6 protein-coding genes are annotated in these 14,322 nt (G+C 64.1%); 5 read left to right on the top strand and 1 reads right to left on the bottom strand.

Annotation, left to right across the window (positions count from 1 at the left end):
• The first annotated feature begins 23 nt into the window (after nucleotides 1-23).
• From ABRP30_RS03270 to ABRP30_RS03285, 4 genes are all read left to right on the top strand, one after another.
• Nucleotides 24-494: a GNAT family N-acetyltransferase gene (locus ABRP30_RS03270; RefSeq protein WP_267820797.1), complete on the top strand. Its 471-nt coding sequence runs from the start codon at nucleotides 24-26 to the stop codon at nucleotides 492-494.
• Between the two features lie 55 nt (nucleotides 495-549).
• The gene (locus ABRP30_RS03275) at nucleotides 550-1,137 is read left to right on the top strand and encodes a phage tail protein (RefSeq protein ID WP_267820799.1); all 588 of its coding nucleotides are present in this window, start codon (nucleotides 550-552) and stop codon (nucleotides 1,135-1,137) included.
• Nucleotides 1,138-1,265: 128 nt separating this feature from the next.
• Nucleotides 1,266-11,384, top strand: coding sequence for an Ig-like domain-containing protein (locus ABRP30_RS03280; RefSeq protein ID WP_349975254.1), 10,119 nt, complete (start codon nucleotides 1,266-1,268; stop codon nucleotides 11,382-11,384).
• A 63-nt stretch (nucleotides 11,385-11,447) separates the two neighbouring features.
• Nucleotides 11,448-12,944: a TolC family protein gene (locus tag ABRP30_RS03285; RefSeq protein ID WP_349975281.1), complete on the top strand. Its 1,497-nt coding sequence runs from the start codon at nucleotides 11,448-11,450 to the stop codon at nucleotides 12,942-12,944.
• Here ABRP30_RS03285 and cysC read toward each other — a convergent pair.
• Entirely contained in the window at nucleotides 12,928-13,503 is a 576-nt protein-coding gene (gene cysC / locus ABRP30_RS03290; protein ID WP_349975255.1) for an adenylyl-sulfate kinase, read from the bottom strand. The genes ABRP30_RS03285 and cysC overlap by 17 nt on opposite strands.
• Nucleotides 13,504-14,151: 648 nt before the next feature.
• On the opposite strand from cysC, the gene ABRP30_RS03295 reads away from it, so the two are divergent.
• Entirely contained in the window at nucleotides 14,152-14,322 is a 171-nt protein-coding gene (locus tag ABRP30_RS03295) for a hypothetical protein (protein ID WP_349975256.1), read from the top strand.

The raw sequence follows: 14,322 nt of genomic DNA on the forward strand, positions 1-14,322 counted from the left end.
CTACAGCAGGGAAGCGTGACTCGATGTCGACATCTGAAGTGCTTCTGCGCCCCGTGGTGGACGCTGACCAAGTGTTTCTGCGTGCCTTGTACGCTACCACCCGGGCCACCGAAATGGCCGCGCTGGCGTGGGGCCAGGCAACGATCGAGCATTTTCTCGACCAGCAGTGGCGTGCCCAGCACCTTCATTACCAGGCGCAGTACCCCGACGCCTGCTTTCTGATCATCGAAACCGCCCACGAACGTATCGGCCGTGCGTCCCTGCACTGGGCCGACAGCCACCTGCAGATCATCGATATGGCCCTGTTGCCCGCCTGGCAGGGCCAGGGTATCGGCACACGTCTGCTGCGCCAGTGGCTGGCACAGGCTGACCGCCAGGGCCAGAGCGCCGGTTTGCACGTCATTGCCCACAGCCCGGCCGTGCGCCTGTACCAGCGCAGTGGCTTCGAAGTGGTCGACGACAATGGCCTGTACCTGAAGATGCATCGTTCCTGAACCCCTTTAACGGGCCGCCCGGTCCGCCTTGCAGATAGTCATAGGAGAGCAGCAAATGGATCCGTTTCTCGGTGAGATCAAGATGTTCGCAGGCAATTTCGCGCCACGCGGCTGGGCATTCTGCCAAGGCCAGTTGATGAGCATTGCCCAGAACACCGCGTTATTCTCATTGCTTGGCACCACGTATGGCGGTGATGGCCGCACCACCTTCGCCCTGCCCGACCTGCGCGGCCGCGGGCCAATCGGTTTCGGCACCGGGCCAGGCCTGGGCAATGTGGAGCAGGGTGAAGCTGCCGGTGCCAACGAGGTCACGCTGTTGCAGCCGAACATGCCGATGCAGCAGGCGGTGATCCCGGCGCAGACCGTTTCGGTGGCCATACCGGCGGTGGAAGGCGATGCCAACGCTTCGGCACCTTCGTCTGGCAACGTGCTGGCCAAGTCTTTTGACAGTTCGGGTGCAGGGACGGCGGCGGATATCTATTCCAGTGACACGCCCAACACCAGCCTCAAGCCGTTCAACGTCACGGTGCCTCAAACCACCGTCAACCTCGGTGGTGGCTCGCTGCCGGTGTCTGTGCAGAACCCCTTCCTGGGCATGAACTTCATCATCGCCCTGGAAGGCATCTTCCCGAGCCGTAACTGAGTCAAGGCCGTGCAGTGCACTGCGGGGGCATCTCGGCGCCCCGCGGTGCAACAGGATTTTCAACAAGGATGCGCCATTGCCTGGCGCAGTGACAGGATCAACCAGCCCAAGGGCTGAATGAGGTCGGCATGGCATTCTGGAAGCGAAACAAGAAGAACCAAAACCCCAGCGTTTCCATGAGCCGGCCGAGCCTGATTCAGGCCTTGGAACCCCGCATGATGTTCGATGCTTCGGTGGCCGTGGTCGCCGACCAGGGCGCCCAGGCCGCAGAGGCAGCCACTGCCACGGCCACCAGCAAGGACACCGCCACCGCCAGCGATACGGCCAGCACCCAGGACAGCGCCAGCCATGAAAGCGCGCAGCAGGCCGCACCCGCTACGGCGCCGGCTACCCTGGCCGCCGAGCGCCACGAAGTGGTGTTCGTCGACTCCGCCGTCAGTGACTACCAGAAGCTCATCGCCGGCCTGCCCGCCGGGGTCGAGGTGGTGTTGCTGGAGAACGGCAAGGACGGGTTCAAGCAGATCGCTGATTACCTCGACGGCCGTACCGATGTCACGTCCATCGACATCATCAGCCACGGCGACAGCGGCTATGTGTACCTGGCCGGCAACGCCATCTGGGCCAACCAGCTGGCCAGCCATCAGGCCGACCTGGCGCGCATCGGTGCCAGCCTGGCCGAGGGCGGCGACATCCGCTTTTTCGCCTGCAACACCGGCCAGGGCAGTGATGGCCAGCTGTTCGTCGATGAAGTGGCAAGGCTGAGCGGCGCCGATGTCGGCGCGTCTGCCGACTCGACCGGCAACCGCGCCGGCGAGGACTGGGAACTGGAAACCGTCTCCGGCGTGGTCGCTACGGGCGTTGGTGTGCAACGTGGTGACCTGACGGCGTTCAATACGTCGCTGGCGACCATCACGGTAACCGACACCAATGCCTCGTCCGTTCAGGCCAACGGCTTGGTCTCGCTGGCCGAAGCGATCCAGGCCGCCAACACCGACGCCTCGGTGGACGGCTCTGCCGCTGGCAGTGGCAGCGACATCATCGTGTTTCATCAATCGCTGAGTGGCCAGACCATCCGCTGGTCCACCGCTTCGGCGTTGCTGGTCACCAGCAACATCACCATCAACGGTGATGTGGATGGCGACGGCCGAGGCGACATCATCCTCAGTGGCGACGTCAACAACAACGGCGTGCGTGATGCGACCGAGGCGTCGGGGCTGCAGAGCAACAGCGGCGGCGTGCTGACGGTGCGCAACCTTGATTTTCGTGAGTTCTCGGGCAACCTCGTCGGTGGCGCGATCCGTGCCAACAGTGGTTCGATCACCATTGAAGATTCGAACTTCCAGAACAACGCCGGTGCAGTGATCAACTCGGCGACCACTGTCGGCTCCGCGGTAGTGGTGCGCAACACAACCATTCATGACAACAGCGGCAGTATTGTCGGGGCCACCGCGATGTCATCGCTGGTGCGCTTGGGTGGCGCCAACAACCATGTGTTGGAAAACGTGGCGATCTACAACAACACCGGCACCTACGCTGCGACCGGCACCGTCGCCGGGGGGGCAGTGATCGTCCTGAACAACGCGGGTGGCTCGGTCAACATCGTCAACAGCACCATTGCCAATAACGTATTTCTCAATACCAGTACCGGAAGCATCACCTCCGCGGGCCTTGGCTGGGTCAATGGCCAGGGCGGCACTATCACGGTGCAGAACTCCATCCTCACCGGCAACACCGTCAACGGTGCTGCGGCCGATGCCGTCACCGGCAGCGGCTACACCAGCATCACCAACCTGATCGGCACCACGGTCAACTTCGTCAATGCTGCCGGGGGGGATTACCGCCTGGCCTCCACGGCCAGCAATGCCATCGACCAGGGCACCAGCAGCGGTGCGCCGGCCACCGACCTGCGCGGTTTCGAGCGGCCTCGCGGGGGCGCTGTGGATATCGGTGCCTACGAGGTGCTGTACTCGGCACCACCGGTGGTTGACCTGGACACCAATACTGGCGGCAACGACAGCACGGTGAACTTCACCGGCACCGCGGTGGCGATCGTGCCGAACATCTCCCTCACCCAGACTGACGGCGACACCCAGGTGAGCGGGGCCTCCCTGTCGCTGAGCGGTGTGGCCGATGGCGCCAACGAAACCTTGTCGCTCAGCGCAGCGCAGATCGCCACGGCTGCCGGGTTCGGCATCACTGTCAGCGGCTCGGGCAGCGCCGTGCTGACCCTGAGCGGTGTCGCCACCCTGGCCCAGTACCGGGCAGTGCTGGCATCGGTGGCCTATGGCAACGCGGCGGCGGCCTATACCACGGGCACCCGCACCGTGACCGTCAGCGTCAACGATGACATGGGCAGTACCACGCGTACCGCTTCGGTGGCCGTGCTGCCGCAGAACAGCGCCCCGGTAATCGGTAACCTCAATGGCGACAGCGCGGTATTCACCCAAGGCAACGGCGCGATACTGCTCGACGCGGGTAGCAATGCCACGGTCAGCGACAGCGACTCGGCTGATTTTGGTGGTGGCAACCTTACCGCTTCGATCAGCGCCAACGGCGTAGCCGGCGAAGACACCCTGGGTATCCGCAGCGTGGGTAACGGCGCCGGGCAGATCAGCCTCAGTGGCAATACCGTGAGTTACGGCGGCGTGGCCATCGGCACCGTGGCCGGCGGCACAGGCGGCGCCAGCCTGGTGGTGACCTTCAACGCCAATGCCACCGCCGCGGCGGTACAGGCGCTGGTGCGCAGTATCACGTATGACAACGGCAATGCCGGCAATGGCATCGGCCAGGCCAACCGAGCGGTTTCGCTAACCGTCAGCGACGGCGATGGCGCTACCTCCGGTACCGCCACGGTGCAGGTAACTGTCCGCGAGACAGTGCCGCCCACCGCTTCCATCAGCCTCAGTGACACCGCACTGAAAGTCGGCGACACAGCGACCGTGACCTTCACCTTCAGCGAAGCCGTGACGGGTTTCAGCAATGCTGACCTCACGGTGGTGGGCGGTACGCTGTCGGCAGTGAGCAGCAGTGATGGTGGCCTCACCTGGACGGCTACCTTCACCCCAAGCACCAACATCACGGTCGCCAGTGCGGCGATCACCCTGAACAATACCGGCGTCGCTGACCTGGCCGGCAATGCTGGCAGTGGCACCACCGTGTCGCCGAGCTACAGCATCGATACCCAGCGCCCTACCGCCACCATCGTCGTCGCAGACAATGCCTTGCGCGCGGGCGAGACCAGCCTGGTGACGATCACCTTCAGCGAGGCGGTAAGCGGCTTCACCAATGCTGACCTGAGCGTGGCCAACGGTACTTTGAGCACGCTCAGCAGCAGCGATGGCGGTATCACCTGGACCGCCACCTTCACGCCGACCAGCAACGTTACCGATGCCACCAACCTCATTACCCTGAACAACACCGGGGTCACTGACAGTGCTGGCAACGCTGGCACCGGCACCACCAACTCGAACAACTACAGCGTCGATACCCAACGCCCGGTAGCGACAATCGTGGTTGCAGACACTGCCTTGAGCATTGGCGAAACCAGCCTGGTGACCATCACCTTCAGCGAGGCGGTGACGGGATTCAGCAATGCCGACCTGACCGTGGCCAACGGTACCCTGAGCGCGGTGAGCAGCAGCGATGGCGGCATCACCTGGACCGCCACCTTCACGCCCACCAGCAATGTCACCGACGCCACTAACCTGATCAGCCTGGATAACACCGGCGTGACCGACGCTGCCGGCAATACCGGTAGCGGCACCACCGACTCCAATAATTACGCGATCGACACCGTGCGGCCGGTCGCGGCCATCGTGGTCGCCGACAGCAACCTGGCCATTGGCGAAACCAGCACCGTCACCATCACTTTCAACGAACCCGTCACCGGGCTGTCCCTGGCCGACTTCACTGTACAGAACGGCACGCTCAGCGGCCTGAGCACCAGCGACAACATCACCTGGACGGCCACCTTCACCCCCGCTGCCAATGTCACCGACACCAGCAACCTGATCACCTTGGACAATGCGGGCGTGGTCGACACGGCTGGCAACGCCGGCACCGGCAGCACCGGCTCGAACAACTACGCCATCGACACCCAGCGCCCAACTGCAGCCATCGTGATGGCCGACACTGCGCTGAACGTAGGTGAAAGCACCACGGTGACCATTACCTTCAGCGAGGCGGTCTCTGGCTTCACCCTGGCCGACCTGTCGGCGCCGAACGGCACCCTGAGCGGGCTGTCCAGCAGCGACGGCGGCATCACCTGGACGGCCACCTTCACGCCGTCGATCAACGTGCAGGACGCCACCAATGTCATCACCCTGGCCAACACCGGCGTGACCGACCTGGCCGGCAATGCTGGCAGCGGCACCACCGACTCGAGTAACTACACGGTCAGCACCCTGCAACCCACGGCGACGATCGTGGTCAGCGATGCGGCCCTGCGTATCGGTGAGACCAGCCTGGTCACCATCACCTTCAGTGAGGCGGTGACTGGCTTCACCCCTGCTGACCTGACCGTGGCCAACGGCGCCCTGAGCGGGCTCTCCAGCAGCGACGGCGGCATCACCTGGACCGCCACCTTCACGCCCGCCAGCAATGTCACCGATACCTCCAACCTGATCACCCTCGACAACAGCGGTGTGGTGGGCCAGAGCAGTGGCAACGCGGGCTTCGGCACCACCGATTCGAACAACTACGCCATCGACACCCAGCGCCCGACCGCAACCGTCGTGGTGGCCGAAAGCCAACTGGCGATTGGCGAGACATCGCTGGTGACCATCACCTTCAGCGAGGCGGTGGTCGGCCTCAGCAATGCCGACCTGGCGGTGAGCAACGGCACCCTGAGCGCGGTTGCCAGTTCAGACGGTGGCATCACCTGGACCGCCCTCTTCACGCCCACCAGCAATGTCACCGACGCCAGCAACCTGATCACCCTGGACAACACCGGCGTGGCGGACCTGGCGGGCAACGCAGGGTCCGGCAGCACCGACTCGAACAATTACGCCATCGACAGCCTGCGCCCGACCGCCACCATCGTGGTCGCCGACAGCAACCTGACCCTGGGCGAAACCAGCCAGGTGACCATCACCTTCAGCGAAGCGGTGACGGGCTTTACCAATGCCGACCTGACGGTTGCCAATGGCACCTTGAGCGCGGTTGCCAGTGCCGACGGCGGCATCACCTGGACAGCCACCTTCACCCCGGCCGTGGGCGTGCGGGACGCCACCAATGTCATCACCCTGGCCAACACAGGCATCGCCGACCTGGCCGGCAACCTTGGCAGCGGCACCACTTCTTCGAGCAACTACTCGGTCGACACCATCGTCCCTACCGCCACCATCGTGGTGGCCGACACTGCCTTGAGCATTGGCGAAACCAGCCTGGTGACGATCACCTTCAGCGAGGCGGTGAGCGGCTTCAGCAATGCCGACCTGACCGTGGCCAACGGTACCCTGAGTGCGGTGAGCAGCAGCGATGGCGGCATCACCTGGACCGCCACCTTCACGCCCACCAGCAATGTCACTGATACCAGCAACCTGATCAGCCTGGACAATACCGGGGTGGTCGGCCAGAGCGGCAACGCCGGTGTCGGCACTACCGATTCGAACAACTACGCCATCGACACCCAGCGCCCGACCGCAACCATCGTGGTGGCCGACAGCCAACTGGCGATTGGCGAGACGTCGCTGGTGACCATCACCTTCAGCGAGCCGGTGGTCGGCTTCAGCCTGGCCGAACTGAGCGTGGCCAACGGTACCCTCAGCGGGCTCGCCAGCAGCGACGGTGGCCTGACCTGGACGGCGACATTGACACCCTCAGCCGGCATCAGCGACACCAGCAACCTGATCACCCTGGACAACACCGGCGTGGCGGACCTGGCGGGCAACGCAGGGTCCGGCAGCACCGACTCGAACAATTACGCCATCGACAGCCTGCGCCCGACCGCCACCATCGTGGTCGCCGACAGCAACCTGACCCTGGGCGAAACCAGCCAGGTGACCATCACCTTCAGCGAAGCGGTGACGGGCTTCACCAATGCCGACCTGACGGTTGCCAATGGCACCTTGAGCGCGGTTTCCAGTGCCGACGGCGGCATCACCTGGACAGCCACCTTCACCCCGGCCGTGGGTGTGCGGGACGCCACCAATGTCATCACCCTGGCCAACACAGGCATCGCCGACCTGGCCGGCAACCTTGGCAGCGGCACCACTTCTTCGAGCAACTACTCGGTCGACACCATCGTCCCTACCGCCACCATCGTGGTGGCCGACACTGCCTTGAGCATTGGCGAAACCAGCCTGGTGACGATCACCTTCAGCGAGGCGGTGAGCGGCTTCAGCAATGCCGACCTGACCGTGGCCAACGGTACCCTGAGTGCGGTGAGCAGCAGCGATGGCGGCATCACCTGGACTGCCACCTTCACGCCCACCAGCAATGTCACTGATACCAGCAACCTGATCAGCCTGGACAACACCGGGGTGGTCGGCCAGAGCGGCAACGCCGGTGTCGGCACTACCGATTCGAACAACTACGCCATCGACACCCAGCGCCCGATCGCAACCATCGTGGTGGCCGAAAGCCAACTGGCGATTGGCGAGACATCGCTGGTGACCATCACCTTCAGCGAGCCGGTGGTCGGCTTCAGCCTGGCCGACCTGAGCGTGGCCAACGGTACCCTCAGCGGGCTCGCCAGCAGCGACGGTGGCCTGACCTGGACGGCGACATTGACACCCTCAGCCGGCATCAGCGACACCAGCAACCTGATCACCCTGGACAACACTGGCGTGGCGGACCTGGCGGGCAACGCAGGGTCAGGCAGCACCGACTCGAACAATTACGCCATCGACAGCCTGCGCCCGACCGCCACCATCGTGGTGGCCGACAGCAACCTGACCCTGGGCGAAACCAGCCAGGTGACCATCACCTTCAGCGAAGCGGTGACGGGCTTCACCAATGCCGACCTGACGGTTGCCAATGGCACCTTGAGCGCGGTTTCCAGTGCCGACGGCGGCATCACCTGGACAGCCACCTTCACACCAGCCGTGGGCGTGCGGGACGCCACCAATGTCATCACCCTGGCCAACACGGGCATCGCCGACCTGGCCGGCAACCTTGGCACCGGCACCACTTCTTCGAGCAACTACTCGGTCGACACCATCGTCCCTACCGCCACCATCGTGGTGGCCGACACTGCCTTGAGCATTGGCGAAACCAGCCTGGTGACGATCACCTTCAGCGAGGCGGTGAGCGACTTCAGCAATGCCGACCTGACCGTGGCCAACGGTACCCTGAGCACAGTGAGCAGCAGCGATGGCGGCATCACCTGGACTGCCACCTTCACCCCCGCCAGCAATGTCACTGATACCAGCAACCTGATCAGCCTGGACAATACCGGCGTGGCCGGCCAGAGCGGCAACGCCGGTGTAGGCACTACCGATTCGAACAACTACGCCATCGACACCCAGCGCCCGACGGCAACCATCGTGGTGGCCGACAGCCAACTGGCGATTGGCGAGACGTCGCTGGTGACCATCACCTTCAGCGAGCCGGTGGTCGGCTTCAGCCTGGCCGACCTGAGCGTGGCCAACGGTACCCTCAGCGGGCTCGCCAGCAGCGACGGTGGCCTGACCTGGACGGCGACGTTGACACCCTCATCCGGCATCAGCGACACCAGCAACCTGATCACCCTGGACAACACCGGCGTGGCGGACCTGGCGGGCAACGCAGGGTCCGGTAGCACCGACTCGAACAATTACGCCATCGACAGCCTGCGCCCGACCGCCACCATCGTGGTCGCCGACAGCAACCTGACCCTGGGCGAAACCAGCCAGGTGACCATCACCTTCAGCGAAGCGGTGACGGGCTTCACCAATGCCGACCTGACGGTTGCCAATGGCACCTTGAGCGCGGTTTCCAGCACCGACGGCGGCATCACCTGGACAGCCACCTTCACCCCGGCCGTGGGCGTGCGGGACGCCACCAATGTCATCACCCTGGCCAACACAGGCATCGCCGACCTGGCCGGCAACCTTGGCACCGGCACCACGTCCTCAGGCAACTACGCGGTCGACACCATTGTGCCCACCGCCACCATCGTGGTGGCCGACAATGCGTTGCGGGCGGGCGAGTCCAGCCTGGTGACCATCACGTTCAGCGAAGCGGTCAGCGGGTTTACCTTGGCTGACATGAGCGCGGCCAATGGCGTGCTGAGCAACCTGAGCAGCCAGGACGGAGGCATCACCTGGACCGCGACCCTGACACCGACCAGCAATGTCGAAGACACCAGCAACCTCGTGTCTCTGGACAACAGCGGGGTAGTTGCCACGGCCTCTGGCAACGCCGGTGTGGGCAGCAGCATTTCCAACAACTACGCGATCGACACCCGCGTCCCTAGCGTGACCAGTGTCGGTGGGCCGGCCGGCGTTTCCTACAACGCCGGCGACGCGCTGGTGTTCGTGGTCAATGCCAGTGAAGCAGTGCAGGTGGCCGGTTCGCCACGCCTGGCCCTGGACGTCGGCGGGCGCACGGTGTTCGCCGAATTGATAGCCGGTGCTGGCACGCCGACTTTGGTGTTCCAGTACATCGTCCAGGCCGGCGACAATGACAGCGATGGCATCCGCGTGACCGGCCTGTCGGCCAACGGCGCCACCCTGAGCGATGCCCAGGGTAATGCCATGAACCTGGCCTTGAATGGCATCGCCGACACGAGCACGGTGCTGGTCGATACACTGGCACCGGCAGCCGTCGGCATCGTCACCCTCGACCCATCCCTGAGCAACGCCCAGAGCGTTCGCTTCACCGTCACCTTCAGCGAACGCGTCAACGGCGTTGACCTGGCCGACTTCAGCCTGGTCGCCAGCGGTACCGCCAGCGCGACGCTCAGCGGCCTGCGGCAGATAAGCGATGGCGTCTACGAGATCACCGCCAGCGGTGTCAGCGGCAGCGGTACCCTGGGCTTGAACTTGAAGGCTGCAGGCACCGCCATCAGCGATGTGGCCGGCAACGTGCTGACGGGAGGCCTGACCGGCGCGGTGTACACCGTCGACCATGACGCGCCCACGGTGACTAGCGTCAGCGTGCCGGTGGGCGTGCATTACAACACCGGCGATACCCTGACCTTCGTGGTGGATACCAGCGAAGCGGTGATTGTCGACGGCACACCGCAGCTGGCACTGGATGTGGGCGGGCGTACGGTGTATGCCGATTTTGTCGCTGGCTCCGGCACGCCGACGCTGGTGTTCCAGTACCGCATCCAGGCTGGCGACAACGATGCCGACGGCATCCAGGTTGTGGGGCTGGCCGCCAATGGCGCGACCTTGCACGACGCTGCCGGCAATGCCTTGCAGCCAGGGCTGGGGGCGGTTGGCGACAGCACGGGCATCATCGTCGATACCCGCTTGCCGAGCGTCGAGTCGATCGTGCCGATGCCTGCCAATGGCAGCGGTAGCCAGGGCTTTATCGTGACCTTCAGTGAAGCGGTTCGCGGCGTCGATTTGAGCGACTTCCAACTGGTATCGAGCGGCAGCGCCAGCGGCACCCTGCAATCATTGGTGCAGATCGATAGCCGCACCTGGCAGGTGAATGCCGTGGGGGTTGCCGGCAGCGGCAGCCTGGCCTTGGCCTTGAACAACAGCGGCACGGGTATCAGTGACATGGCGGGCAACGGGCTGGAGGGCGGTTTCGTCGGCCAGGGCAGTGCGCTGCAGAGCACGGGCGCTGACGCGCAGTTCCTGGCCTACCCGACCACGCCGCCAAGCGTCGCCGGCCAGCCACTGCCCCTGCCCGGCACAGCTGCGCCAGCGTTCTCGGCGTTCCAGTCACCTTTGCTGCCAGTACCGCTGTTCGAAGTGCCGAGTGTTGGCGGTGGGCTGCCGCCGCTGGGCAGCATCTTTATCCGCGAGGGTGCCCTGGCGCCCAGCTACCTTGCCCAGGTGTTCGCAGGGCAGCAGGGCGGCTCCGCCATCGGCAACGGCAGCGGCAGCGGTTTCCTCGGCTTTGGCGGTGGAGATGCCAGCGTGTTCGGCGCCAGCAGCCTGGCCAATATTTTCGACAAGACGCTGCCGGACGACGGCGGCCAGTATGAGCTCAGTGGCGGCAACCCTTGGCGCCAGGGCGGCGAGGGCCAGGCCGGTGCGCCGACGCTGGGGCAGCAGTTGCAAGCTTTCAAGGAGGGCGAGCAGCGCCATGTCAGGGAGCTGGCGCTGGCGCTCGGACAGATCAAGGCACCCATGCCCGAGGCGTGAGCCAGAGCCATGGCGGATAACAACACAATGGATATCAAAAAGCAGTACCAGGGGGCGGTGGGGATGAGCAAGGCATCAAGGATATTTGCGATCAGCATGTTGGCACTGGCGGTGACAGGTTGTGCCGTGAAGACCCAGCCGATCGAGCGCAGCGTCAGCGAACAGCGCGCGCGTGACGACCTGGCCAGCATGTTCAAGGGCCAGGAGGCACTGCAAGGTCCGCTGACCCTGCACCAGGCAATGGCCCGCGCGGTCAAGTACAACCTGGAAGCGCGCCTGAAGGTGATGGAAGAAGCCTTGGCCCAGCGCCAGGTCGACCTGGCCACATTCGACATGCTGCCACGCATGGCGATGTCGGCAGGCTATGCCGGGCGCAGCAACACCAGCGCCGCCAGCAGCCGCAGCGTGCTGACCAACACCCAGTCGCTGGAACCCTCCACCTCCCAGGACCGCGACCGCGACGTGGCGGACCTGACCATGGTGTGGAACGTGCTGGACTTCGGTGTCAGCTATGTCAGCGCCAAACAGCAGGGCGACCAGCGCCTGATCGTGCAGGAACGCCGGCGCAAGGTGGTGCAGACCATCATCCAGGACGTGCGCTCGGCCTACTGGCGGGCGGTGGCTGCCGAGCGCCTGCTCAAGCAGATCGACGCCTTAATGGTGCGGGTGGACCAGGCGCGTGACAACAGCCAGCGCATGGGCGAGCAGCGCATCGGCGACCAGATCCAGGCGCTCAACTACCAGCGCTCGCTGATCGAAGCCACCCGCCAGTTGGAGGAACAACGCCGCGCCCTGTCGCTGGCCAAGACCGAGCTCGGCGCGCTGATCAACCTGCCGCCGGGCACCGACCTGACCTTGGCCGCCAGCGACGACTACAGCGTGCCCGAACTCAAGGTCGGGCTGGACAGCCTTGAGCAGCAAGCCTTGGCCTCACGCCCGGAACTGCGCGAGCAGGACTACCAGGCACGCATCAGCGCCGCCGAGGTGCGCAAGTCGATGCTGCGCATGTTGCCGGGCCTGGAGTTCTCCGCTGGCGGCCATTACGACAGCAACAGCTTCCTGACCAACCAGCACTGGGCCGACTACGGCGTGAAGGTCACCTGGAACCTGTTCAACGTGCTGTCCGGCCCAGCGTCGATCGATGTGGCCAAGGCAGGTGAGCAGGTGGTCGAGGCACGCCGCCAAGCCATGTCGATGGCCATCCTGGCCCAGCTGTACGTGGCCAACGCCAACTACAGCGAAGCACGTCGCCAGTTCGCCACCAGCCAGCAGATGGTCGCCCTCGATCAACAGATCGTCGAACAGCTGCGCAACCGCCATCAAGCCCAAGGTATTGGCGAGCTGGAACTGATCCAGGGTGAGCTCAACGCCTTGCAGGCAGACCTGCGCCGCGACCTGGCCTACGCCGAGCTGCGCAACAGCTACGGCCAGCTGTTCGCCAGCGCCGGCCTTGACCCGCTGCCGGCAACCCTGCCGTCCGACAAACTGTCCGACATCGCTCAGGCGCTGGGCAATAGCGAGGCCCGCTGGCAGCGAGGCGAGATCACGCCAGAGTCGTGAGCCCTTGGGGGGCCAGGACCTGCTCAAGGACATAATCCAGCAGCAGGTCCTGCGCCCTTTGCAGCGTGGTGCCAGCGGTATCCACGACCAGCTCGGGGTGCTGCGGTGCTTCATAGGGGGCATCGATGCCTGTGAACCCCTTGAGCTCGCCAGCCCGTGCCCGACGGTACAGGCCCTTGGGGTCGCGCGCTTCGCAGGTGGCCAGGTCTGCTTTGACGTGCACTTCATGGAACCCGGTTTTGCACGCCCGGCGCGCCGCTGCGCGGTCGGCGCGGTAGGGGGAAATGAGCGCGGTGATGCAGATTAGGCCGGCATCGGCGAATAGTGCTGCTACCTCGGCGGTCCGGCGGTTGTTTTCATGGCGGTCAGCGGGGGAGAAGCCAAGGTCGGCGTTTAGGCCGTGGCGCAGGGCGTCGCCGTCGAGAACGTAGCAGGGGTGGCCTAATTGGTGTAGGCGTAGGGCTAGGGCGTTTGCCAGGGAGGATTTGCCCGCGCCGGAGAGGCCGGTTAGCCAGATTACTGCGCCGGGGTGGTGGGGGGCGCTTCCTGCGTTGGGCACGGTTGGTTCTCCAAGGGGGAGGGCGGGGGTGGGGGCTTGGATGGTTAGGATAGTTGGGGACGGGGTGGGGGATACGCCAAAGGCTTAGGTTCGGACACAAACGCGGATCGCTGGCACCCAAAAACACGTCTGTTGGTTTTTTATTTAATCCTTTGGTGGGCCGGGGTAGTTTGAACTGGAGCGTTAATTGATTGATTTTACTGTCGATTACCGGCTTTCTCTATTTGCTGGGATACCAAACGGAATACCACCCAAAACGCTGCGCGTGCTGAACAAGCGTTATGTGAAAAAATGTTGTGAGGTATTGGAAATAAGCAAGTCACCACCTCGCGACATCGTCCATCTTACGGACCGATCAGGTTTTCTGGCCGGCCGATACGCTCTCTGCGTGCTCCCCCAAGCACTCAGCGCTCTTGCTCCTGCGAGGTAAAGACCTTACGAGCAGCAGGAGTGTGGTGATCAGTTGAGCTCCTTGGATCTAGTCACTAGTTAAGACTTGCTGGCGTTTCTTCCCAGCCATTTTAGCGGAGGGTGAGGCCGAAGAGCGGCTGGCTCGAGTGTCCTACAAGCTCCGATAGCTGAACTGAATTCTAGCCAGGCACTGCGAAACGCAGTACATTTGCATGACATCACCACCGAGATGACGTCATGTCACGCCTGAAAGACGAAACTCTTTCCATCCGTACCTCTGCCGAAATCAAGCAATTGCTGCGCATGGCCGCTGAGCGTGAGCGCAGGTCAATCGCATCGATGATCGAAATTCTCGTCTTGGAGTACGCCCGGTCTCATCGACTGGAGACAAAGCAACTTGAAAATTAA

Origin of the sequence: Pseudomonas sp. WHRI 8519 (genome assembly GCF_040224055.2) — a bacterium.
In the GTDB taxonomy this organism is placed as follows: domain Bacteria; phylum Pseudomonadota; class Gammaproteobacteria; order Pseudomonadales; family Pseudomonadaceae; genus Aquipseudomonas; species Aquipseudomonas putida_X.

Coding starts and splice junctions, on each gene's coding strand:
- ABRP30_RS03285 (WP_349975281.1), top strand. CDS start 11,448: ATGAGCAAGGCATCAAGGATATTTGCGATCAGCATGTTGGCACTGGCG.
- ABRP30_RS03270 (WP_267820797.1), top strand. CDS start 24: ATGTCGACATCTGAAGTGCTTCTGCGCCCCGTGGTGGACGCTGACCAA.
- ABRP30_RS03295 (WP_349975256.1), top strand. CDS start 14,152: ATGTCACGCCTGAAAGACGAAACTCTTTCCATCCGTACCTCTGCCGAA.
- ABRP30_RS03280 (WP_349975254.1), top strand. CDS start 1,266: ATGGCATTCTGGAAGCGAAACAAGAAGAACCAAAACCCCAGCGTTTCC.
- ABRP30_RS03275 (WP_267820799.1), top strand. CDS start 550: ATGGATCCGTTTCTCGGTGAGATCAAGATGTTCGCAGGCAATTTCGCG.